Origin of the sequence: Streptomyces sp. AC550_RSS872, assembly GCF_019049285.1 — a bacterium.
GTDB lineage: Bacteria > Actinomycetota > Actinomycetes > Streptomycetales > Streptomycetaceae > Streptomyces.
In genome coordinates, this window is sequence record NZ_JAGMUL010000006.1 from 145517 (window position 1) to 168035 (window position 22519).

General features: G+C 70.5%; 16 protein-coding genes. 2 read left to right on the forward strand and 14 right to left on the reverse strand.

The features are described from left to right. Positions 1 to 124: 124 nt before the first annotated feature. The 4 genes from KUM44_RS03030 to KUM44_RS03045 all read right to left on the reverse strand — a co-directional run bounded on the left by KUM44_RS03030 (position 125) and on the right by KUM44_RS03045 (position 7566). On the reverse strand, positions 125 to 2194 hold the full coding sequence (locus KUM44_RS03030; RefSeq protein WP_217206029.1) for a glycosyltransferase: 2070 nt from the start codon (positions 2192 to 2194) through the stop codon (positions 125 to 127). Positions 2195 to 2270: 76 nt separating this feature from the next. Then, complete coding sequence (locus KUM44_RS03035) at positions 2271 to 4064, reverse strand: protein-arginine deiminase domain-containing protein (protein WP_217206030.1); 1794 nt, start codon at positions 4062 to 4064, stop codon at positions 2271 to 2273. 178 nt (positions 4065 to 4242) lie between these two features. Beyond that, positions 4243 to 6036 (reverse strand): ABC transporter permease subunit, encoded by a 1794-nt coding sequence (locus KUM44_RS03040; protein WP_217206031.1) that lies wholly within the window; start codon positions 6034 to 6036, stop codon positions 4243 to 4245. 6 nt (positions 6037 to 6042) lie between these two features. After that, complete coding sequence (locus tag KUM44_RS03045; RefSeq protein WP_217206033.1) at positions 6043 to 7566, reverse strand: ABC transporter substrate-binding protein; 1524 nt, start codon at positions 7564 to 7566, stop codon at positions 6043 to 6045. A gap of 299 nt (positions 7567 to 7865) precedes the next feature. Here KUM44_RS03045 and KUM44_RS03050 point away from each other — a divergent pair, with 299 nt between their 5' ends. Together KUM44_RS03050 and KUM44_RS03055 are read left to right on the forward strand one after the other, a co-directional pair. Next, positions 7866 to 8966 carry an ABC transporter substrate-binding protein gene (locus KUM44_RS03050; RefSeq protein ID WP_217206034.1) on the forward strand — a complete coding sequence of 367 codons (1101 nt, stop codon included), beginning with the start codon at positions 7866 to 7868 and terminating at the stop codon, positions 8964 to 8966. Between the two features lie 221 nt (positions 8967 to 9187). After that, positions 9188 to 11884, forward strand: coding sequence for a SpoIIE family protein phosphatase (locus tag KUM44_RS03055; protein WP_217206035.1), 2697 nt, complete (start codon positions 9188 to 9190; stop codon positions 11882 to 11884). Positions 11885 to 11937: 53 nt separating this feature from the next. On the opposite strand, the gene KUM44_RS03060 is transcribed toward KUM44_RS03055, so the two are convergent. The 10 genes from KUM44_RS03060 to KUM44_RS03105 all read right to left on the reverse strand — a co-directional run. Beyond that, positions 11938 to 12672 carry an SDR family NAD(P)-dependent oxidoreductase gene (locus tag KUM44_RS03060; RefSeq protein ID WP_217206036.1) on the reverse strand — a complete coding sequence of 245 codons (735 nt, stop codon included), beginning with the start codon at positions 12670 to 12672 and terminating at the stop codon, positions 11938 to 11940. Between the two features lie 12 nt (positions 12673 to 12684). Further along, entirely contained in the window at positions 12685 to 14094 is a 1410-nt protein-coding gene (gene aspA, locus KUM44_RS03065) for an aspartate ammonia-lyase (protein ID WP_217206037.1), read from the reverse strand. Between the two features lie 93 nt (positions 14095 to 14187). After that, positions 14188 to 15471, reverse strand: coding sequence for an FAD-binding oxidoreductase (locus KUM44_RS03070; RefSeq protein ID WP_217206038.1), 1284 nt, complete (start codon positions 15469 to 15471; stop codon positions 14188 to 14190). A gap of 48 nt (positions 15472 to 15519) precedes the next feature. Further along, positions 15520 to 16185 carry a haloacid dehalogenase type II gene (locus KUM44_RS03075; protein ID WP_217206039.1) on the reverse strand — a complete coding sequence of 222 codons (666 nt, stop codon included), beginning with the start codon at positions 16183 to 16185 and terminating at the stop codon, positions 15520 to 15522. A gap of 64 nt (positions 16186 to 16249) precedes the next feature. Next, the gene (locus tag KUM44_RS03080) at positions 16250 to 17188 is read right to left on the reverse strand and encodes an aldo/keto reductase (protein WP_217206041.1); all 939 of its coding nucleotides are present in this window, start codon (positions 17186 to 17188) and stop codon (positions 16250 to 16252) included. Further along, positions 17185 to 18660 (reverse strand): aldehyde dehydrogenase, encoded by a 1476-nt coding sequence (locus KUM44_RS03085; protein WP_217206043.1) that lies wholly within the window; start codon positions 18658 to 18660, stop codon positions 17185 to 17187. The genes KUM44_RS03080 and KUM44_RS03085 overlap by 4 nt, the downstream gene beginning before the upstream one ends. Beyond that, the gene (locus KUM44_RS03090) at positions 18657 to 19610 is read right to left on the reverse strand and encodes a succinylglutamate desuccinylase/aspartoacylase family protein (RefSeq protein WP_217206045.1); all 954 of its coding nucleotides are present in this window, start codon (positions 19608 to 19610) and stop codon (positions 18657 to 18659) included. The genes KUM44_RS03085 and KUM44_RS03090 overlap by 4 nt, the downstream gene beginning before the upstream one ends. 34 nt (positions 19611 to 19644) lie before the next feature. Then, the gene (locus tag KUM44_RS03095) at positions 19645 to 21030 is read right to left on the reverse strand and encodes an aminotransferase class III-fold pyridoxal phosphate-dependent enzyme (protein ID WP_217206046.1); all 1386 of its coding nucleotides are present in this window, start codon (positions 21028 to 21030) and stop codon (positions 19645 to 19647) included. Continuing rightward, positions 21027 to 21893, reverse strand: a complete 867-nt coding sequence (locus KUM44_RS03100) for an ABC transporter permease (RefSeq protein ID WP_217206048.1) — start codon at positions 21891 to 21893, stop codon at positions 21027 to 21029. Before KUM44_RS03100 ends, KUM44_RS03095 begins: the two co-directional genes overlap by 4 nt. Continuing rightward, on the reverse strand, positions 21893 to 22519 hold a 627-nt coding region (locus KUM44_RS03105; RefSeq protein ID WP_217206050.1), incomplete at its 5' end, for an ABC transporter permease. The genes KUM44_RS03100 and KUM44_RS03105, both read right to left, overlap by 1 nt.

The following is a 22519-nucleotide window of genomic DNA, read 5'->3' on the forward strand; positions in this document are numbered from 1 at the left end:
CCGGCGTCCTCGCCCGAATTACGGCCCCGGCCGCGAAGAATACGGAACTTGACGTGATGAACGTCTTGACCACAAGCTCTCACAGAGCTGTTGGGTACAAGAGCGGTGTTGACGAGATTCCCCTCTACGGTCCGCCCAGCACCGCGTCGGCAGTTCTGAGCACCAGGTCGTGATCACGTGTCAGCTGGGGCCGCAGCCACAGCCCACCGCCGGGACCCGCGCACCGGATGGCCGGGAACACGCAGACGTCCTGGCGGTCGACGAGATCGCCGGTCACCATCGCCAGGCGGATCTCCGGCCCGCCGTATGCGCTCAGGCGCAGATCCCACAGCACCTCTCCCCCGGGATGGAGCTCCGCCACCACGTCGACCGGCAGGGTGATGTGGAAGTCGCCGTACGGACCGACAGGACAAGGGGCGTCGATGAGGTGGCCGCCGTTCGCCCGGAGCCGGGCCATGAAGCGGTAGTGGTGCGCCCGCGCTGTCCTTCCGTGGAGCGAGCCCGTCAACCGGATCGCGTGGTCATCGACCTCGACAGCGGAGACCTCCGCGTGCGCGGGCCGGAGCCAGGTGCGCACAGCGAGCCCTCCGCCTTCGGTCGCGTACGGGATCCACGTCCGCCCTCCCTCGTCCGTCGGCCGCAGGGCTGCGGGATCAAGGAGGCGCGCTGTCTCGACGAGCCCTGCTCGGACCGGGCGCGACCTGCTGCCGCCTGCGCGTTGGAGGAACACGTCCCAGTCACCCTCGGCGAGTTCCCAGTGGCGTTTGTCAAGGACGGCCCGCACGCTGCCGTCTCCGCCCGTGTCGGGCTGTTCGAGCCGAATCCGTGGAGTACCGGCGATGTTCCTGTTCCGGTGCCGCAGGACCAACTCCCATCCGGTGGGCGGCAGTTGGTCTGCGGAAACTTCGAACGCGAGTGAGCCTCCTGGCGTGACCTGGCAGCCGGCCGTGACCGGCTGCCCCAGCCGGACAACGCCCAGGGTGGACAGCCGGGTTCGCCGCCGCGGACCGACCGCGGCCTTCCATGACCGGCGGTCGAGTTCCGGCCGAAGGTCTGTGAACAGGGCCTCGTACCGCGCGGCGATGTGTTCGGGGCGGAAGCGCTCGGAGCTCCGCCGGGCGGCCGCGGCCATCCGCCCACGCTCGGCCTCGTTCTCGATCAGACGGCAGAGGGCATCGGCCAACGCGTCCTCGACCGGCCCGTGGTCCGGGACCAGGAGGCCGTCCTCGCCGTGCGTGATGATCTCGCGGGGCGCGTGGTCGCAGTCGGTGCTGACCACCGGCAATCCGCAGCTCATGGCCTCTACGACGGACATGCCGGACGGTTCAACGCTGCTGGACACCACGGCGAGAGCGCCCTTGGCCCACTCCGGCTCCATGGGCGTGCGGGCACCCATCAGCAGAACGTTGTTGTGCAGGCCGAGTTCCTCGATGCGGCGACGGACCCGGAGCCGCTCCCGGCCGCGTCCGTAGATCCGCAGGCTCCAGTCCGGGTGCACGGCCGCTACTTTGGCGAACGCGTCCACGAGACGGTCGTAGCGCTTCATGGGTGTCAGCCGGCCGCCCGCCAGCACGATCCGGGACGCGCCGGTGGAGGGCTCGGCGGCCGGCGCGGGACAGCAGACGGGAATGCTCGTCACCCGCGTCCGCATGCCGCGGAGCGCCGCACGGTGGGCCCGTTCGTCGGCCTGGGACAGGGTGACGTAGGCGTCGAGGCGGGCTGTGGCCGCGTCCAGGTCACTCAGCAGCACGGCCCCGTGCGCGTCGCGGCCCGCGTGTTCCTGGCCGATGCGGAGGTAGTCGGTGCGGCCGTGCTGGGCCAGGAAGCAGACGAGGTACGGGCGCGTCGCGACCACCACGTCGGCGTCGGTGCTCCGGAGGTAGGCGGCAAGGCGTGTCTCGCCGAGCCTGCTCGGCGGCGTCCAGCCGGCGTGGAGGGAATCATGCGGGCACACGGTTCCCGGCGAGCGCAGGTCGGCCGACTCGACCGCGGTCCGCCGGGAGGTGGGCCGGAGATCCACCAGCGCCCGCGTCCTCACCCCGTCCGCCACCGCGAGCGGCATCCGGTCGGCGGTCCGGTGGCAGGAGACGATCTCCACCTCATGACGCGTCGCGAGTGCGGCGGCGAGGTTGGTCGTGGCCCGCACCGTGCCACCGACGGTGTAGGCGTTGTGGAGCAGAAAGGTGATCTTCACGGGTCTCGTCACTCGTTCGGGGGGCTGGTCCGGCACGCCGGGTGGGGGCAAGGGCGGAGAAAGCGGAAGTCCGGCCCTAGCCGGGGGAGTTCCACCAGGCGGTGTCGGCGGCGCGGATCGTGTTGGTGCCGCAGTGCACCTCGCCGCCCATGACGTGGTGGGTACGCCAGTCGTCCAGGTGGCGCACCCGCATACCGACCTGGGCATACGCCTTGGTCACCGCCTCGGCGAGGATGTCCTTGCCGCTCACGACCGGGCCCCACTGCTTGGGGGCGAGGTAGGTGGTGGGGCTCAGGACGACACCGTTGACGGCACCGGGGTGGTAGGCGCCGACCGGACGGTCCTGCGCCGGCGCGGGACGCTGACCGAGGAAGCCGCCGAAGCCACCCTCGTACATCGCCGGGATCTTCACGATCTCGGTGTCCGTGACGCCGGTCTCCCGCTTCAGCAGCGCCAGGTTCTCCTTGATCTTCCGGGCCGCGAAGGCGTTGTCCTTCAGCAACTGCCGGTCGGACAGGGCCTGGTCGAAGGTCGGGACGCGGCCATCGGCGTAGGAACGCGGAATGGAGAACACCTTCGTGTGCCCGTGCCCGTGCCCGTGCCCGTCGCGTTGCGCCTTGCGCAGCAGGGCCAGCCCGCCCTCCGGATCGGCGATGCCGATCTTCCAGCCGCGCGGGGTGTCGGCGGGCAGGAACTGCACGAACTCGTCCACGTGGCCGACGCCGAGCCATCCGGTGTCGAGCACCAGCGGGTCCTGCGCCTGCTGGGCCTTGAGGAAGCCCGTGTGCGCGGGCAGCCGGGAGCCGTGCCGGCCGGTGATGATCCGGCCCGCCGGGTAGGACTTGCCGTTGTGGGTGTACGGCGGAATGGTCTCCAGGTTGCCCGTGGAGTTGATCTGGTCGTACCGCCCCTTGTTGATCTGTACGGCGCCGACACCGGGACCACGCATCTCGAAGACCTGCTTGCCTGCGTCACGGTCCATCTGTCCCGAGCGGATCATCATGCGCAGGACACGTGGCTTGCCGCCGGGGCCGGGCATGCTGACATAGCCGGGTTCGATGAAGTCCTGCGCCCAGATGTCCGAGCCGTCCTTGAACTTGTACGTCGGCTTGGCGATACCGGCCTTGCGCACTTCCTTGGCGAACTCTCGCGCGAACTTCCGCTGGTTGGGGTCGCTGCGGTTTCCGTCCACGACCAGCGCCTGCTCGACGCGCCGCAGGTGGTGCTGCGTCAGGACCGGGGCGGCGCGCAGCATCACCTCGTCCGTGGAGGTGCGGTCGCCGTCGGTGACGGTGAACCGGACGGTGATCCGGCCGTCCCAGCCCTCCCGTATGACGTCCCGCCCGTCCAGGCCGAGTTGGAGCCCGGCGCGCAGTTCGGCGGCGGTGACGCGGGTGCCGGCGGTGACGTAGGTCCAGGCGTCGCCGCGCTGGAGGAACAGGCGGACCTTGGACTTGCCCGCGCCGACCAGTTGGAGGCCACCGGTGGCGGCGTCCGAGACGTTGCCGACCGGGACCGTGCGCAGCGGTGCCAGGTACTCGGGCGCCCGCACGACATTGCCCTGGGCGTCGTTGCAGGCCTGGAGCCGGGCGTTGGACAGCCGGCGGCCGTCCGGTGTCCTCGTCTTGCAACGGCGCTGCCTGTCACCGAGGTTGGGCAGGAAGATGGCGCCGCGCCGGCTGTTCCACATCGTCTTGCCCGCGGCATCGGAGTCCCCGGTGACGTCGACAGCGCCGTCACGGTTCACGTCGGCGCGAAGGTCGGCCCGGATGTCCCCGGTTTCAGCGGCTGTGGCGGCCGGCACCGTGCCGCAGGCGGTGGCCAGGGCGATCACCAACGCTGTCGGGGCCTTGGGCATGACTCTGCTCATCAGGTACTCCTCGTGGTCTTGACCCGCACCTCCATCTCATCGAGGCTCCCTGAGCCGTTCACTCCGCCGACCAGCGGGAGCACCCCCGCCGACAGGCCGGACTCCGGCCATCCGAAAGTGGTACCTGCGCCACAGGTCGGATCCGCCTGCCCCCGAACGCGACCACGTCCCGTGAGAGTCACCGGCGTTCAGTTCGCCCGGTACTGCGGACGGACGCCGGGCCTCGCGCAGCCACGGCGTCCGTGCCGGATACGGCGAGAACGGAGAGCAGGACGAGTGCGCACGCCGGGCCGAGTACGGTCCAGGGCGCCAGTTCCACGTACGGCTGGTTCTCCGACAGCAGGCGGCCCCACTCCGCGGTGGGCGGCTGCTCGCCCAGACCGAGGAAGCCGAGGGAGGCCAGGACGAGGACCGTGGTGGGCAGGCGCAGGAGGGCGTTGCGCAGGACGCCGGGCAGTACGGCGGGCAGCAGGTGGTAGCGGAGGAGATAGCCCGGGCCGGCGCCGAAGGAGACGGAGGCGAGCATATGGCCGCTGGCCCGCTCCTGTTCCAGCAGCGCCGCGGCCTGGGCCGCGTAGGGGGTCCAGCCGACCAGGCAGACCGCGAGGGCGGCACCCGAGGCCGACGGGCCGGTCACCGCGGTCGTGAGCAGTCCGGCGAGGACCGCCGGCATCGTCGACACCACTTCCGTGAGCCCCCGGCCGACCTGTGCCGCCATGCCGAGCAGCAGCCCGGTGAGTGTGCACACCGCGGTCACCGCGAGGGCCACGCCCACCGTGCGCAGCGCCCCGTGTCCCAACCGGGCCAGCAGATCGCGGCCGAGCGCGTCCGTGCCCAACGGGTGTGCGGCCGAGGGCGGGAGCAGCCGGGCCGCGGTGTCCACGTGCAGCGGATCGCGGAGCAGTCCCGCGGTGACCAGCGCGAGCAGGGCGAGGCCACACGCCACGGCGGCCCAGCGGGTGAAGCGCCCTCGGGAAACGGCCGGTGGGTGCGGAGCGGGCAGCGCCCCGTCCCGCAGGGCCGGGCCGAGCAGTGCGCGACGCAGCGCCTGGATGAGAAGGCCGGCGGCGGTGCCGAGCAGGACGAGGGCGAGTGTGGCGGTTTGCAGGGGCGGCAGGTCCTGTGCGAGGGCGGCGTCGAGGGCGAGGCGGCCGAGCCCGGGAATGTTGAAGATCTTCTCCACCGCGACGGCGCCACCGACCAGGGCCACGACGGTCGGCAGGAGTTGCGGGAGCACCCCGGCCAGCGCGCGCCGCAGCGCATGCCGGGCGACGCGGCCGGGCGCGTAGCCGTAGGCGTGCCAGGTCCGGGCCCACGGCTCGTTGAAGGCGGCGGGCAGCGACTGGTCGAGCAGACCGCCGATCATCGCCCCGGACGGGACGCCGAGGGCGAGCGCGGGCAGCACCATCGACGCCGGTCCCGCCCACCCGCTGGACGGGAACCAGCCCAGCCACACCCCGCACACGGTGGCGAGGAGCGAGGCGAGCAGGAACTTGGGCAGCGCGGCGAGGACGGCGACCCCGATGGCCCCGCTCCCCCGGTGCAGCCGTCGCCGCGAGCCGAGGTACAGGGTGCGGGCGCTGACCAGTGCGGCGACCGCGACCGTGACCACGAGCGCCCCGAGCATCAGCGTGAAGGAGACCGCGAAGGCGCTCGTCACCTGGGGAAGCACCGCCTCGCCCGACACCCAGGAAGTGCCCGCCTCGCCCTGCGGCAGACCGCCCAGCCAGTGCGCGAGATGCGCCAACGGCCCCTCGTCCAGCCCCAGTTGCTCCCGAACCGCGGCCAGCTGCTCCGGAGTCGGGTCCTGGTCGGCGGACCGGGCCCGCAGGACGGTCAGCGCGGGGTCGTTGCCGGACAGCCAGGGCAGCATGGCCACGGCCGCCAGCAGTGCGGTCCCGGCGGTGAGGCGGCCGAGGCCCGCGCCCCACCGGGACGAGCCGGCCTCGGTAGCGACCGACGTGACGCTCATCAACCGCTACTTCAGGTGGGTGTCTACGTCGATCAGGGAGCGCTCGCGAGGGTCGAGGAGCACACCCTCGACATCGGCGGCGATGCCCTGGACGACCTTCTCGTGGACCAGCGGCACGACTGCGTCGGTGCGCAGGATCTGCGCCTCGGCGGCCATGGTCTTCTGCTGCCGCTTCGTCACGTCGCCCTCTTCGGCGGCGGACTTGACGGCCTGGTCCACCTTGGCGTCCTTCAGACGGGCGATGTTGTACACGCCGTTGCTCGTGTAGTCGCTGGCCAGGTAGGCGACCGCGTCGCCGGTGTCGAGGAGCACCACCCGGGACATGATGAGGGCGTCGTACTTGCCGGCGAGGAGGTCGGCCTCCATCTGCGTGTACTCGCGGACGTCCTGCTTCACGGTGAACCCGGCCTGCTCCAGCTGCTGCTGCAGCACGGAGGCGGCCTCGGGCAGCTCCGCGCGGTTGGTGAAGGCGGCAAGCCGCAGGACCTTGCCCTTCGTCCTGGACCTGACCTGTGCGGGTGTCGCGGCCTTGGCACGGCCGGTCACCTCGACGCGCTTGTCGGCCGCCCAGGACACGGCGGGTCCGAACAGGCCCTGCGCGGGGTCGGCGTAGCCGCTGAAGATCGAGTCGACGAGGGCGCTGCCGTTGACGGCCTCGCGGGCCGCCGCGCGCAGCGCGGGGTCGGTGAAGATGCCGTTGCCGGTGTTGAGGATGAGGCTGTCGGTCCGTACGGACGGCACTTCGTGACGGGTTTTCGCGTCCAGCAGCTTGGCCTGGGAGGTGGGGATCCACTCGGCGATGTCGACGTCGCCGGAGCGCAGGGCGCTCGCGCGGGCGGTGCCGTCGGCTATCCAGGTGACGTCGATGCCGGGCGCCTTGGCCTTGCCGCCCCAGTAGCCGTCGTAACGGTCGAGCGTGGCCTTGGACTTGCCGGTGAGCTTCGTGACCTTGAAGGGGCCGGTTCCGGTACCGATCGCGCTGGCGGTGCCGTCCTTCGTGTACGCCTTGGCGGAGAGGATGGCCAGCACCGGGCTGGCCAGCCGCAGCGGGAGCACCGGGTCGGCGGCCTTGGTGCTGATGGTGACGGTGTCGGCGTCGGCGGCCTTCGCGGTGAGGGTCACGTCGCTGAGGACGCGGGGCTTGGGCGTTGCGGCGTCCGCGTGGTCGAGGGCGTTGACCACGGACTCCGCGGTGACCGGCGTGCCGTCCTGGAAGGTGGCCTTGCGCAGCTCGAACGTCCAGGTGGTGGGGTTGTTCTGCTTCCAGGACTTCGCCAGCGCGGGGGCTGCGGCGCCGTTCTTGTCCAGGGCGGTGAGTCCTTCGACCACGGAGAGCTTGCCCAGCAAAGTGGCGTCGTCGCTGTACGGGGACAGTGCCTGCACCGGCGGCCGGGCGAGCGCGACCCTCAGCCGACCGGCCGAGCCGCCTTCCGTACCCGAACCGGATCCTTCTGTGCCGGACACGAAACAGCCGGCCAGCAGCGGAGTGAGAGCGAGTGTCAAGATGAGACCGCGGGAGGTCGTACGCATGGAGGTCCTGTCATGCGAGAAGGTGGACTGAGCCCTTGCACGCCAGAAAGGGCGGAGAGGCTCAGTGAGCATATAAGGCAAGCCTAACTTGATCTACCTGACTAAGTGAATTCTCAACCAATGAGATCGAGTACGAGGTCACGCCATCCACGACGGGTGGCCCTACCATGACGTGACCGGGCTCGCCCTCGCCCCGGCTGCCCCATGATCCGGCTTCCGCCCATGCACCGAGCGTCGGCGGCGCCCCCGTGAACAGCCCCTCCGGTGGGCACCGCAACCGGCTTCGTGGGAGGCACACGGTGACGGACGTCAGGATCGGCCGCAGAGCATTCCTACGCGGGATCGGCACAGTCGCGGCGGGCGCCGCCGCCGCTTCCGTCACCGCATGTGGCGACGACGACGCCCAGCCGAGGGGCAACGCCTCCAGGAGCAGCAAGACGCTCGTCGTCCGCGACATCGGCGGCGCTTACGGTGAAGCGAACCGCAAAGCGGTCTACGAGCCGTTCAGCAAAGAGACCGGCATCCGGGTCGATGTGGTCAACATCCCCCGGTACGCGCAGATGCTCGCGCAGATCAAGGAGGGCCGGCCGCAGTTCGACCTCATCGACATCGACATGAGCGCGCTGGCTCGTTTCGCGAGGGCCGACGCCACGCTGGAACTCGACTACGACCGGCTGGCGAACGCGAGGAACGCGGGCATCGCCGAGTCCCTGCTCACCTCCTACGGCATCGGCAAGAACTACTGGGCCAGCGTCATGGCCTACCGAACCGACCAGCCCGGCGGGAGGGCGCCCCGATCATGGGCGGACTTCTGGGACACGCGCGCGTTCCCGGGCGGGCGTGCCATGCAGAGCCCGGACGCGGGCCCACCGGAGCTGGAGTTCGCCCTCCTCGCCGACGGCGTCCCCCTCGACCGGCTCTATCCCCTCGACGTCGACCGCGCCTTCCGCGTCCTCGACGCCGTAAAGGACGACGTACGGGAATTCTGGGTCGACGGTGCCACGCCGGGGGACCTGCTGGAACGCGGGCAGGTCCTGCTCTCCAGCGTGTGGCACGGCCGCCCGAACGCGCTCATCAAGCGGGGCGCACCGCTCGCGTACCAGTGGAACGGCGCCCGCCGCCAGAGCAGCGGCTTCGGCATCCCCAAGGGCGCACGTAACGTCGACGCCGCCTACCGGCTCATCGACTTCGCCCTGCGCCCCGAGGTGCAGTCCGATTTCGCCCAGGCCTACCCCATGGGCCCGGTCGTGCCCGCCGCCTACAGGTACCTGCCCAGAGAGGCCGCTGACCTGGCCAGCTCCCCGGAGCACCTTTACACCGGTTTCGACCTGGACGTCGACTGGTGGGTGAAGAACATGGAAGCCGTGACCAAGCGCTGGCAGGAATGGGCGCGGTCCTGACACGGCGGGAGCGGGCACGGCCCGCGTGACCTCGCTCTCCCGATGCCACCGCCCGTGCCGCGCCGGAGGAACGTCCCGTGAAGAGGAAAAGCGTCACTGATCGTTTGTCCCGTCTCCTCGGCGGTCGGCGTCCGCGTGCGGTGTCCCCCTCCGCGCCGCGCGAGGACGGGGACCGACTCCGGGAACCCGCCGCCCCGTCGCCGGGACGCCCGGCTCGTTCCGTGCTGAACGCGCGCAGCGTGGCAGGGCAGGTGTTCCTCTGGCAGTTGGTTCTGGTCGTCCTGTTCGCCGCCGCGGCGGGCGTGGCGCTCGTCCTGCAAGCCCGGTACACGAGCACGCAGGAGGCCCGCCGGCTCTCGCTGGGGGTCGCCCAGACCTTCGCGCGTGCCCCCGGGACGGTTGAGGCGATGAAGTCGGCCGACCCGACCGCCGTGTTGCAGCCCCGGGCGGAGGAGACGCGCAAGCTGACGGGCGTCGACTTCGTCGTCGCGATGGATCCGCGGGGATATCGCTGGACCCACCCGGACCCGGGACTGATCGGGGAACACGTCTTCGGCCTTCGCGAGGGCGCGGCTGCCGGCCGGCCCTTCACCCAGGACTTCGAAGGCAGCCTAGGCCTGGCTGTGGAATCCACAGTCCCGGTCTTCGACACCGGCGGGGAGCGGATCGTCGGCTTCGTGTCGGTCGGGGTCACGGTCAAGAGCGTGAACGCCGTCGTGCGCCACCAGATGCCGCTCCTGCTCGGTTCCGTCGGCGGCGCACTGGCCCTGGTCACAGGCGGTACCGCACTGGTGTCGCGGCGTCTGCGTCGCCAGACCCACGGTCTGGACCCGGCCGAGATGACCCGGATGTACGAGCACCACGACGCGGTGCTGCACGCGGTGCGGGAGGGGGTCCTGATCGTCGGCGGCGACGGACGGCTGCTGCTCGCCAACGACGAGGCACGGCGGCTGCTGGCGCTGCCCGGCGACGCCGAGTTGCGCCGCGTCACGGAACTGGGCCTGGAGACAGAGACGACGGAGCTGCTCCGCTCGGGCCGGACCGTCACTGACGAGATCCATCTGGCCGGTGACCGGCTGCTGGCGCTCAATATCCGGCCCGTCGAGGGGCACGGCGGCCGGCGTGGCAGTGTGGCCACGCTGCGTGACACCACGGAGTTGCAGGCGCTGGCGGGCCGGGCGGCCGTGGCCGGAGAACGGCTCCGCCTGCTGTACGAAGCGGGAGTGCGCATCGGCACCACCCTGGACGTCAAGCGCACCGCCGAGGAACTGGCCGCGGTGGCCGTCCCCCGATTCGCCGAGGTCGTCACGGTCGACCTTCAGGATCCGGTCCTGGAGGGCGACGAGCCGGTCGGACCGAACCCCGAGATGCGCCGCACGGCGGTGCATGGGGTCAAGGGGCCCTGGCCGCTCTTCCCGGTGGGCGAGCTCATCCGCTTCCTGCCCGGAAACCCCGTGGCCGTCAGCGTCCAGCACGGCCGGCCCGTCATGGTCTCCGACCTGACCGCCTCGCACGACTGGCGGGCCCAGGCCGCCGAACGCGGCCGGCGCATCCTGGACTCCGGTCTCCATTCCCTGATCACCGTGCCGCTCCAAGCCCGCGGCGTGGTGCTGGGGATGGTCAACTTCTGGCGTGTGGAGCAGAACGCCTTCGGAGAAGAGGACCTGGCCTTCGCCGAGGAGCTCGCCGCCCGCGCCGCGGTGGCCATCGACAACGCCCGCCGCTACACCCGCGAGCACGCCCTCGCCGTGACCCTTCAGCGCAGTCTGCTGCCACGCTCGGTGCCCGACCAGTCCGCCGTCGAGGTCGCCCACCGCTATCTGCCCGCCCGGGCCGGCGTGGGCGGCGACTGGTTCGACGTCATTCCGCTGCCCGGGGCCCGGGTCGCGCTGGTCGTGGGCGACGTCGTCGGCCACGGCCTGCACGCCGCCGCCACCATGGGCCGGCTGCGCACCGCGGTGCGCACCTTCTCGTCCCTCGATCTCTCACCGGACGAACTGATCAGGCATCTGGACGAGTTGGTCGCCCGGGTCGACAGCGAAGGGGACGACAGCGAGGGGAACGACAGCGGCGGAATCACGGGAGCGACCTGCCTGTACGCCGTCTACGACCCGGTGGCCGGGCGGTGCTCGCTCGCCAGGTCCGGGCACCCGGAACCGGCCCTGGTACACCCGGACGGCACGGTCGAGCAGGTGCGGGTGCCCGTCTCCCCGCCGCTGGGGCTGGGCGGCGGCATGCCCTTCGAGAGCGCCGAGTTGACCCTGCCCGAGGGCTCCCAGCTGGTCCTGTTCACCGACGGCCTCGTCGAGGATCGGAACCGGGACATCGACACCGGTCTGGAGATGCTGCGCGACGCCCTGGCGGGCCCCGGCCGGACCCCGGAGGAAACGTGCCAGGCGGTCCTCGACGCCCTGTTGCCCGCCCGTCCGAGCGACGACATCGCCCTGGTCGTCGCCCGGACCCGGCTGCTGGACCCCTCCCTGGTCGCCGACTGGGAGGTGCCCGCAGATCCCGCCGCCGTCGCCGGGATCCGAGCCGATGCCGCCCGCCGCCTGGCGGAGTGGGGGCTGGAGGATCTCGCCTTCGCAACCGAACTCGTGATCAGCGAACTGGTCACCAACACCATCCGCTACGGCACCGAGCCGAGAAGGCTGCGGATGCTCCGGGACGGCACCAGCCTGATCTGTGAGGTGGCCGACGGCAGCAGCACCTCACCGCACCTGCGCCGGGCGGCCGACACCGACGAGGGCGGACGGGGTCTGTTCCTCGTCGCCCAGTTCACGCAGCGCTGGGGCACCCGCTACCTGGCCCGCGGCAAGGTGATCTGGACCGAGCAGTCGCTCCACAGTGCGACGGCCGAACCGGACGCGGACACGGCCGAAGCGCTGCTGGACCAATGGAGCGACGCGGACTGGTGATCGCCGTGACGCGCGGTCGGGCCCTGGCATGACCGGCGCTTGCGCCGTGGGGCTCAGAACGCCGTGTAGCCACCGTCCACGGGCAGGACGGCACCGGTGACATACGACGACTCCGGGCAGGCCAGGAAGAGAACCGCGTCGGCGACCTCCTCGGGTGTGGCGAGCCGGCCGAGCGGGATGGAGTCCTCCCTGACGCGCCGGTAGGCAGCAGGGTCGGGACGTCGCTGGAACGAGGCCTCGATGATCGGCGTCATGGTCAGACCGGGCGCCACCACGTTGACGCGTATGTTGCGGGACGCCCACTCGATGGCGGCGCCGCGCGCGAGCGCGATGAGGCCGCCCTTGGCGGCGGAGTACAGGGTCTGGTCCGGCATGCCGACCATGCCGAGGCGCGAGCTGACGCACACCATCGACGCTCCCGCCCCGGGAGCCAGCGGCATCAGGTGCTTCATGACCAGGAACGCGCTCAGCAGGTTGCTGTGGAGCAGGTCGCGTGCGTCGTCGGCAGTCGTCTCCGCGAGCGGGCCGGACTTCTGAAGTCCGTGGCAGAGGACGACCACTCCCACGTCCCCCAGGTGCTCCGCAGCCCCGGCGGCGAGCTCGGAGACGAAGGCCTCGTCGTTGAGGTCCCCCGCCAGGTAGAGATCGTCCGGATGGCTCTCGGGCAGCTCGGGTCGCCGTCCGGTGAGCAGGAGGTTGGCACCCTCGCGGCGGAAGTGGGAGGCGACCGCCTGACCGATGCCGCTCGATGCTCCGGTGATCACGGCATTGACATTCTGGAGTCTCATAGTCGTTCCCTGTCAGGCCAGCACCTGGCCGCTGCCCGCGACGACCTCCGGGCGGAGCAGGCCGGCGAGGGTCTCGGCGGGCAACAGGCCCTTCTCCAGGACGAGTTCGGCGACGCCCCGGCCGCTGACGAGGGCTTCCTTGGCGATGTCGGTGGCCGCCGTGTACCCGATGTACGGGTTCAGCGCGGTCACCAGACCGATGGAGTTCTCCACCGCCGCGCGGAGTTCGTCCTCGTTGGCGGTGATGCCGTCCACACACCGCTCGGCCAGGGTGAGGCAGGCTGCGCGGAGGTGGGTGAGGGACTCCGACAGGGAGTGCAGGATGAGCGGTTCGAAGGCGTTGAGCTGGAGCTGTCCCGCCTCGGCGGCCATGGTGATGGCGACGTCGTTGCCGATGACCTCGAAGGCGACCTGGTTGACGACCTCGGGGATCACCGGATTGACCTTCCCCGGCATGATCGACGAACCCGCCTGCACCGGCGGCAGGTTGATCTCGCCCAGGCCCGCGCGCGGACCCGAGGACAGCAGACGAAGGTCGTTGCAGCTCTTGGACAGCTTCACGGCGATCCGCTTGAGCACGCCCGACATCTGCACGAACGCCCCGCAGTCCTGCGTGGCCTCGACCAGGTTGGCGGCGGTGACCAGCGGCAGTCCGGTGATCTCGGCGAGGTGGCGGCGGGCCGACTCGGCGTATCCGGCGGGGGCGTTGAGACCGGTACCGATGGCCGTGGCGCCCAGGTTGATCTCATGGACAAGTTCCACGGCCTCGGCGAGGCGGCTGCGGTCCTCGTCCAGCATCACCGCGAACGTGGAGAACTCCTGGCCCAGAGTCATCGGCACGGCGTCCTGGAGCTGGGTGCGCCCCATCTTCAGCACAGCACGGAACTCCACTGCCTTACGGGCGAAGGAGTCCTGTAGGACCGCCATCGCCCTGAGCAGCTCACGCACCGCGAACACGGTCGCGATCTTCACGGCGGTCGGATACACGTCGTTCGTCGACTGACCGAGGTTGACGTCCTCGTTGGGGTGCAGGAACTCGTACTGGCCCTTCTCATGGCCCAGCAGCTCCAACGCCCGGTTGGCGACGACCTCGTTGGCGTTCATGTTGGTGGACGTGCCGGCGCCGCCCTGGATGACGTCGACGACGAACTGCTCGTGCAGCTTCCCGGACCGGATCTCCCGGCACGCGGCGACGATCGCACCGGCCTTCTCCGGCTCCAGCAGCCCGAGTTCCTCGTTGGCGAGGGCGGCGGCCTCCTTGACGGCGGCGAGGGCGTCGATGAGGTGCGGGTAGGCGGAGATCGGCGTGCCGGTGATCGGGAAGTTCTCCGTGGCGCGCAGGGTGTGCACACCCCAGTAGGCATCGACGGGAACGTCCCGGTCGCCGAGCAGATCGTGCTCAATGCGGGTGACGGCGTTCATGGGGCTGGGGGCCTTCTCTCGGGAGGCATGGAGCAGGGCCTTCCGCGCAGCGGCGCGGAAGGCCCCCGTGGTGTCACCGGCGTCGGTTCCTGCTCAGAGCAGGCGGTCCTTCGCCTTGTAGTAGGCGCCGCCGAACGGCAGGAACCAGGGAGTGCCGTTGTAGAAGGGGACGGGCACCTTCGGGAAGCCGAAGCCGCGCATCGGGTTGGCCTCCGGCTTGCCGTCCATCATCTCGGCGACCGCGCGGCCCATGTACGTGGCCATCTGCACGCCGTGACCGCAGTAACCCATGGAGTAGTACAGGCCGTTCTCCTCGCCCGCGTGCGGAATGCGGTCCCAGGAGAAGCCGACCATGCCACCCCACACGTAGTCGATGCGCACCCCCGCCAGTTGCGGGAAGATCTCCGTCATCTCCCGCTTGAGGATGTCACCGCTCTTGACGTCGGAGGCCGGGTTGGACGGGGCGAAGCGGGCCCGGCCGCCGAAGGCGAGGCGGTTGTCCGGCGTGAGACGGATGTAGTTGCCGACATTCTTATGGGCGACCAGCAGACGGCCGTTGGGAATGAGCTCCTTGGCGCGCGCCTCCCCCAGCGGCTCGGTGACGATGATGAAGCTGCCGACGTTGATCAGCCGCTTGCGGAACCACGGCATCGACTGGTCGGTGTAGGCGTCCGTCGCCGCCATGACCTGCTTGGCACGGATGGTGCCGCGCATGGTCTCCACCACGAAGCCGCCGCCAGGGAGGCGGGTGAGGCCGGTGGCGGCGTTGCGCTCGTGGATCTCGGCACCGGCACGCTCGGCGGCGTCTGCCAGGCCGACGACGAACTTGCCCACGTGCAGGGCTGCGCCGAGCGGGTCGAGCAGGGCGCCGTGGTAGTAGTCCGAGCCCAGCTCGGCACGCAGCTCGCTCTTGCTCAGGACGACCGTCTCGTGGCCGAAGTTCTCGGCCAGGTCGCGCTGCTTGGCGTGCATGCCCTCGAGGTGCTTGGGCTTGCAGACCAAGCCGAGGCGTCCGGCACGGTGGAAGTCGCAGTCGATCTTCTCCCTGACCGCGATCTCCTCGACGACGTCCACTGCGACGCGGAACGCGTCGTAGAGCTCGCGAGCACGTTCCTGCCCGTAGCGCTGGCGGGCCTGGGCCGGGCTGATGGTGATGCCGGGGTTGCAGTGGCTGCCGTTGCGCCCGGAGGCGCCCGAACCGACCTGGTCCTTCTCGACCAGGACGACCCGGGCGCCCTTGCGGGCGGCGTGGTAAGCGGTGGACAGGCCGGTGAGGCCGCCGCCGATCACCACCACATCCGCCTCGTCGGGCAGGTCCTTCCCGGAACGGTCGGGCAGGGCGGGGGCTGTGTCCATCCAGTAGGGGATCTGCTTCATGGCGTGCGTCCTCTGTGTTCTCGGTCTGTTTCGCCGTTGCGCCGTCGGTCAGCAGCCGAGCAGCTTCGGCAGGCCCGACAGGTCGGGCAGCTCGTCGTACGGCTGGTAGTCGGCGCTGCCCTTGCGGCCGTAGCGGTTGATCCACACCCGGCGCTTCAGGCCGAGGTCGCGGGTCGGGATGTGGTCGTACTCCCAGCCCTGGGCGACGTGGATGACCTGCGAGGGCTCGACGCCCATGGTCCGGTAGGCGTGCTTGAAGGTCTGGCGGTCCGGCTTGTAGGCGCCGGCCTGCTGGGCGGTGATGACGTAGTCGAACTCGACGCCGATGTTCTCGACGTTCCGCGCGATCAGGTTGTCGTCGGAGTTGGAGATGATGGCGATCTCGTACTTGGTTTTCAGCTTCCGCAGGGCCTCCGGGACCTCCGGGAAGGGGCCGAAGGTGGGGACGGCGTCCACGAGGGCCTCGCCGTCGGTCTCGCGGTACTCCAGGCCGTGCAGGCGCATGGCGTTGCGCAGGCTGGAGTGCAGGACCTCGTGGTACGGACGGTACGCCTCCAGGACGGCCTGGAAGCGCATGACGCGGAAGTCGTCGAGGAACTCGTCGACATCCAGGTTGTCCAGATCCAGCCGGTCCTCCAGGACCTTCAGGGTCGTGGGACCGAGCTCGAAGTTGATCAGGGTCGCGTACGCGTCGAAGGTGACGATCTCTCGCATGGTGTCCAGCCTTGGTCTCTCGCGGTTTTCAGAGGGGTGGGGGCTTTTCAGAGGGGGTGGGGCTTCAGACGACGCGTTCGCCGGGGGCGACGAGCGCGTCGAGCGCGGCCAGGTCGGCCGGGCTCGGTATCCAGTCGGCCGCCGCCGCGTTGGCGGTGACCTGTTCGGGGGTCATGGCGCCGCAGATGACGGAGCCGACGGCGGGCAGGGCCGCCAGGCCGCCGACCGCGACCTGGAGGAGGGTCAGGCCGCGTTCGGCGCCGTATGTGGTGAGCGCCTCGACCTTGTCGAGGGCTGCGTCGGTGAGCCAGCCCTGCCGCCAGGACAGCCGGCTGCCGGGCGGGGGCTCCTCGCCGCGCCGGTACTTGCCGCTGAGCAGGCCGTTGGCCAGCGGGTAGTACGGCAGCAGGCCGACGCCGTGGCGCAGGCAGGCCGGGATCAGGTCCTGCTCCACACCGCGGTCGAGCAGGTGGTAGCGGGCCTGGGTGGAGACGAAGGCGTCGGTGAGGTGCTCGGCCTGGAGGTTGGAGCAGCCGATGTACCTGATCTTGCCCTCGTCGACCAGCTCCTGGAGCGCGGCCACCGTCTCTTCCAGCGGCGTGACGCCGTCCGGTTCGTGGTACTGGTACAGGTCGATCCGGTCGGTGCCGAGCCGGGTCAGCGATGCCTCGACCGCGTACCGGAGATAGGCGCGGGATCCGCGCGGACCGTACAGGTCGGCGTCCCGGCCCATCTCCATGCCGAACTTGGTGGCAAGCACCACGTGGTCGCGGCTGCCTTTGAGGGCGGCCCCGAGGAGCCGTTCACCGTCGCCGCGGAGGCCGCCCCGTTCCCCGGACCCGCCGTACATGTCGGCGGTGTCGAACAGGGTGATCCCGGCGTCGAGGGCGGCGTGGACGACGGCCTTCGTGCCGTCCTCGTCGAGGCGGGCGCCGAAGTTGTTGCCGCCCACGCCGACCACCGACACGATCGGGCCGCGCTCTCCGAGCGATCGGTATCTCATGACCGGCTGCCGAACCCGATGCAGACGTTCTTGGTCTGAAGGTAGCTCGCCAGGCCTTCGAGGCCCTTCTCCCGGCCCCAGCCGCTGTGCTTGTATCCGCCGAAGGGCAGTTCCACGCCGGTGCCGACGCCGGTGGCGTTGACATAGACCTGGCCGGCCCGGATGCCCTCGGCCAGGCGCATCGCCTTGTCGATGTCGCGGGTCCAGACGTAGGAGGCGAGGCCGTACGGGCTGTCGTTGGCGATCTCCAGTGCCTCGTCCGCGTCGTCGAACTCGATGACCGTGACGACGGGGCCGAAGATCTCCTCGCGGGCGCACCGGGCTTGGTTGTCCAGTCCGGTGAGGACGGTCGGCTGGACGTAGTAGCCGTCGGCGAGTTCGGGGTCGGTGGGGGCGCCTCCGCCGGCCCGTGCCACGGCGCCTTCCTCGCGGGCCAGTTCCAGGTAGCCGAGGACCCGGTCCCGCTGCCGTGCGGCGACGAGCGGGCCGACGTCCGGGTCGCTGAGACCGGGGCCGATGCTGAGGGAGGCAGCGTGCGCGACGAGCTTGTCCAGGAACTCCTCGGCGCCGCGCTGGAGGAGCAGCCGGGTGCCGGCCGAGCAGGTCTGCCCTGCGTTGCCGAAGGCCGAGGCGGCGACTGCGCCGAGCGCCAGGTCGAAGTCGGCGTCGGCGAAGACGACGACCGGGGACTTGCCGCCCAGTTCCGTGACCGAGGGGACCACGTTGGCGGCGGCCGCCTGGGCGACCTTGATGCCGGTGGGCACGGAGCCGGTGAAGGTGACCTGGTCGATGTCCGGGTGGCCGGCGAGGGCCGCGCCGGTCTCGCCGTCGCCGGGGACGACGTTCAGGACGCCCGGCGGGAGACCGCACTCCAGGGCGATCCTGCCGATCTCCAGCGGGGTGAGCGGCGCCTCGGGGGACGGCTTGAGCACCACCGTGCAACCGGCTGCCAGCGCCGGGGCGGAGCCGCGCGCGGTGTTCTGGAGGGGGTAGTTGAACGGGATGATGTGGCCGGAGACGCCGATCGGCTCGCGGACGGTGTAGTCGATCAGGCCGGGGCCGAGCGGGATCGTCGAGCCGCCTAGCTTGTCGGCGACGCCCGCGTAGAACTCGAAGTAGCGGGCGGCCGCCTCGACATCGGCCTTCGCCTGGCGGAGCGGCTTGCCGACGTCCTGGCTCTCCAGCCGGGCCAGCCGTTCGCCCTGGTAGCGGATGGCCTCCGCGATCCGGTACAGGATGCGCCCCCGGTCGGCGGCACGCATCCCGGCCCACTCGGGAGCGGTGAAGGCCGTGCGCGCGGCGGCCACCGCCTGGTCCACGTCCGCCTTGCCGGCCAGCGCCACCTGAGCGATGGCCGTGTCGTTCGACGGGTCGAGGACGGTGAAGGAGCGGCCGTCGGCGGCGGGGACGTGCTTGCCGTCGATGAGCAGCTCGGTCAGTTGCAGTTCGGTCGGTTGCAGTTGGTCGCTCATGGCTGGATCTCTCCCAGCACCTCGCCGAAGATGACGACCTCGTCGCCCGGGCGGACCGTGCGGATCCGGCGGACCCAGAGCACGATGCCGTCCTGCGGCGCGCTGACCTCTTCCAGCGTGTTGCCGTAGTGGTCGGTGATGGTGGCGATCAGGTCGCCTTCCTTGCAGGTCTCCCCCGGCTCGGCGCGGGCGACGAAGAAGCCGCCGGAGGCGGACCGGGCGAAGGTGCCGGAGACCGTGGTGTAGGTGTCCCGCAGCTCCGCCGCGCCGTCGATCATGCCGAGGCTGCGCAGGATGTTGCGGATCGAGTTCATGTGGTGCTCGACGTTGACCTCGCGGTACGTGGCGCCGCCGCACTCGATGGTGATGGCGGGCTTGCCGGCCTCGAGGACGGGGTGGCGGACCGTGCCGCCCCACTTGCCGCCCTTCCAGACCAGCTCGTGCCCGGCGGCCAGGGCCAGGTCCGTCGCCAGGTCCTCGTAGCCGCCCTGGAGGATGACCAGCGGGGCGATCTCACCGTAGGCGCCACCGGTGTGCAGGTCGACCACGGCATCGACGGCGGGGACGACCTTCTCGACGAAGGTGGCGGCCAGACGCTGCGAGTACGAGCCCTCCGCGTCGCCCGGGAAGATGCGGTTGAGGTTGAGGTGGTCGATGCCGCTCGCGCGGGCCGCCGCCTCGAAGGCCGGGGTGTTCAGGCAGGGGATGCCGACGACCGTGCCGCGCAGGGTGGCCGGGTCGAGGTCGGCGAGGACGCGCCGGATGGCCTCCTGGCCGTCGTACTCGTCGCCGTGCACGCCCGCGTCCACACACAGGACCGGGCCGTCCTGGGCGCCGTTGACGACTATCAGCGGGATGCCGAGCTCCACGCCGTAGCTGCTGGTGCCGACCGGGATGAGGCCCTGGGCGCGCTCGCCTGGGGCGACGGTCAGCGGACCGATGGAGTACATGTGGTTCCTTCCCAAAACGTTGATCAGATGCGGATCAAATGCGGGCCGACGCCTCGGCGAGGGTGCCCGCGATGATCGCGGCGATACGGTCGAGGACGGCGCGGTCGCTGATCAGCGGGGGCGCGATCTGGACCAGCGGCGCGGAGCGGTTGTAGACGCGGGCCAGCAGGCCGGCCTCGCGCAGCCGACGCGGGATCAGGTCGCCGATCAGCTCGGTTCGGGCCTTGGCGCTGAAAGCTCCGTCATCGAGGTCGCCGACGAGTTCGCAGGAGTAGAAGAACCCGGTGCCGCGGACGTCCCCGACGATCGGCAGGTCCTTGAGCGCCGCCATGCGCCTGGCCAAGTCCCCTTGGAGACCGCGGACGTTGTCCAGGATGCGGTCCCGCTCCATGATCTCCAGGTTGCGCAGCGCGATGGCCGTGCTCAGCGGGTGCCCGGCAAACGTGTAGCCGTGGTTGAGTACCGCGCCGGGCCGGTTGATGACCTCGGTGATCTTGGTGCCGACCAGGGTCGCGCCCAGAGGGGCGTAGCCGGCGGTGATGCCCTTGGCGACGGTGACCATGTCCGGCCGAGCGCCGTAGCGGTCCCCGCCGAACCACTCGCCGATCCGGCCGAAGGCCGTGATGACCTCGTCGGCGACGAGCAGGAAGCCGTACCGGTCGGCCAGCGCCCGCAGCCCCTGCCAGTAACCCTGGGGCGGGGTGATGCAGCCGCCCCGGTTCTGCACCGGCTCGGCGATGAGCATCGCGATGGTCTCGGGGCCCTCGGTCAGGATCGCGGCCTCCAACTCCGCGAGCAGCCATGCCGTGTACACCTCGTCGTCCGCGAACTCCGGTGCGAGGCCGAGGCGGTTGGTGTTCGACACGAACCGGGTTTCGATCGCCGGCGGGCCGTACGGCTCCGTCAGGCCGGGGTCGTCGTTGAACGACAGGGTGCCGATGGTCAGGCCGTGGTAGGCGCCGCGCCGGGCGATGGCCTTGGTGCGGCCCGGTTCGCCGCGCAGGGCGTGGTAGCTGCGGGCGATCTTCCAGGCGGTCTCGACGGCTTCGGCGCCGCCGCTCGAGAAGAAGGTGTGCTCGATGTCGACGGGGGCGATCCGGGACAGCCGCTCGGCGAGTTCGATGGCCGAGGGATGCGCGGAGCCGGTCCACAGCGGGCTGTAGCACAGCTCGCGCAGTTGCCGTTCGGCCGCCTCGGCGAACTCGGGGCCGTAGGAGTAGCCGAGCTGGCAGCAGTACAGCCCCGACAGGCCGTCGATGTAGCGGTTGCCGTCCGCGTCGTCGACGTACGGGCCCTCTCCTCGCTGGATGACGAGGAGGTCTTCGCCCTCGTCGCCGAGCGATCCGTTGGCGGTCATGTGCAGCAGCAGGTGCCGCTGAGCGGTGGCCGCGGTCAGCTGAGCGGCGGCGGTCATGGTCATACGGCTTCGCCTCCGGGGTTGGCGACGCCGACGGTGTTCTCGACCGAGAGCAGGGAGTCCTGCCGTCCGGAGCCGAGCCAGCGCACCAGGGCCACCAGGCCGAGCGCGAGGATCGCGAAGGCGATGAGGATGGCGCTGACCGCGGTCACGCTGGGGTCGATCTCGAAGGTGAGGGAGTTGTAGACCTGGACGGGGAGGGTGACGGTGTCGACCGAGGACAGGAACTGGGAGATGTAGAACTCGTCGAAGCTGGTGATGAAGGAGAAGATCGCCGCTGCGATCATGCCGGGCGCGGCGAGGGGGAAGGTGATCTTCCGGGCGATCGTGAGGCGGCCGGCGCCCATGCTGGCGGCTGCGTCCTCCAGGCGTTCGTCGATGCCGCGCAGGGTCGCGATCAGGATCAGCACCGCGATCGGCGAGGCCAGCACGGTGTGGCCGAGCGCGATGGCGATCGGACTGCCCAGCATCGCCGCCGGCTCGAACAGCAGGAACAGCCCCAGTGCGGTGACGATCTGCGGGATGACCAGCGGTCCCAGGACCAGGGCGAACACCGCCGAACGCAGCGGCAGTTCACTGCGGACCAGGGCCGTTGCCGCGGTCACGCCGATGATGAGGGAGAAGACGGTGCTCATGGCCGCGACCAGGGCGGACAGGGAGAGCGCGGCGGGCCATTTGCTGCCGTCGGCGAACAGGGCCTTGTACCAGTTCAGCGTCCATGCCTCGGGCGGGAAGGAGGCGAAGGCGTTGTTGCTGAAGGAGGTGACGAGGATGACCACGATCGGCAGCGCCAGGAACAGCAGGATCACAGTGGCCACGGCGGTCAGGGCGATGCGTCCGGCGAGGGACTTGCGCAGTTCCATCATCACGCGCTCCTCTTCTTACGGCTGGCGCCGAGCGAGGTCACGGCCTTGACCAGGAGCAGTCCGGCCAGGGTGAGGACCAGCAGGATCACGCCCTGGGCGGCGGCCCCGTTCCACTGGTTTTCCTTGGTGACCTGCTGGTTGATGAGGGTGGCGATCATCGTCTGGTTCGGTCCGCCCATCAGGGCCGGGGTGATGTAGTAGCCCAGCGAGAGGATGAAGCTGAGCAGTCCGGCGCTGGCCAGGCCGGGCGCGACCAGCGGCAGATAGATACGCCGGAAGATCGTCACCTTGCCCGCGCCCATGCTGGACGCGGCCGCCAGCAGGCGCCGGTCCACACCCCGCATCACCCCATAAAGGAGCAGCACCGTGTAGGGGAGCATCATCGACGTCGTACCGATGACCACACCCAGTTCGTTGTAGAGCAGCTGGAACGGGGCACCGGGAACCGACATGGCGGTCAGGGACTCGTTCACCAGGCCCTTGTCACCGAGCATGATGATCCAGCCATAGGTGCGCACCAGGGCGGACACGAAGTGCGGGACGACCACGACCAGCATCGCCAGGCCCGCCAGGATGGGCTTGAGCCGGGTGATGGCCTGGGCCAGGACGAACCCGAAGACCAGGCT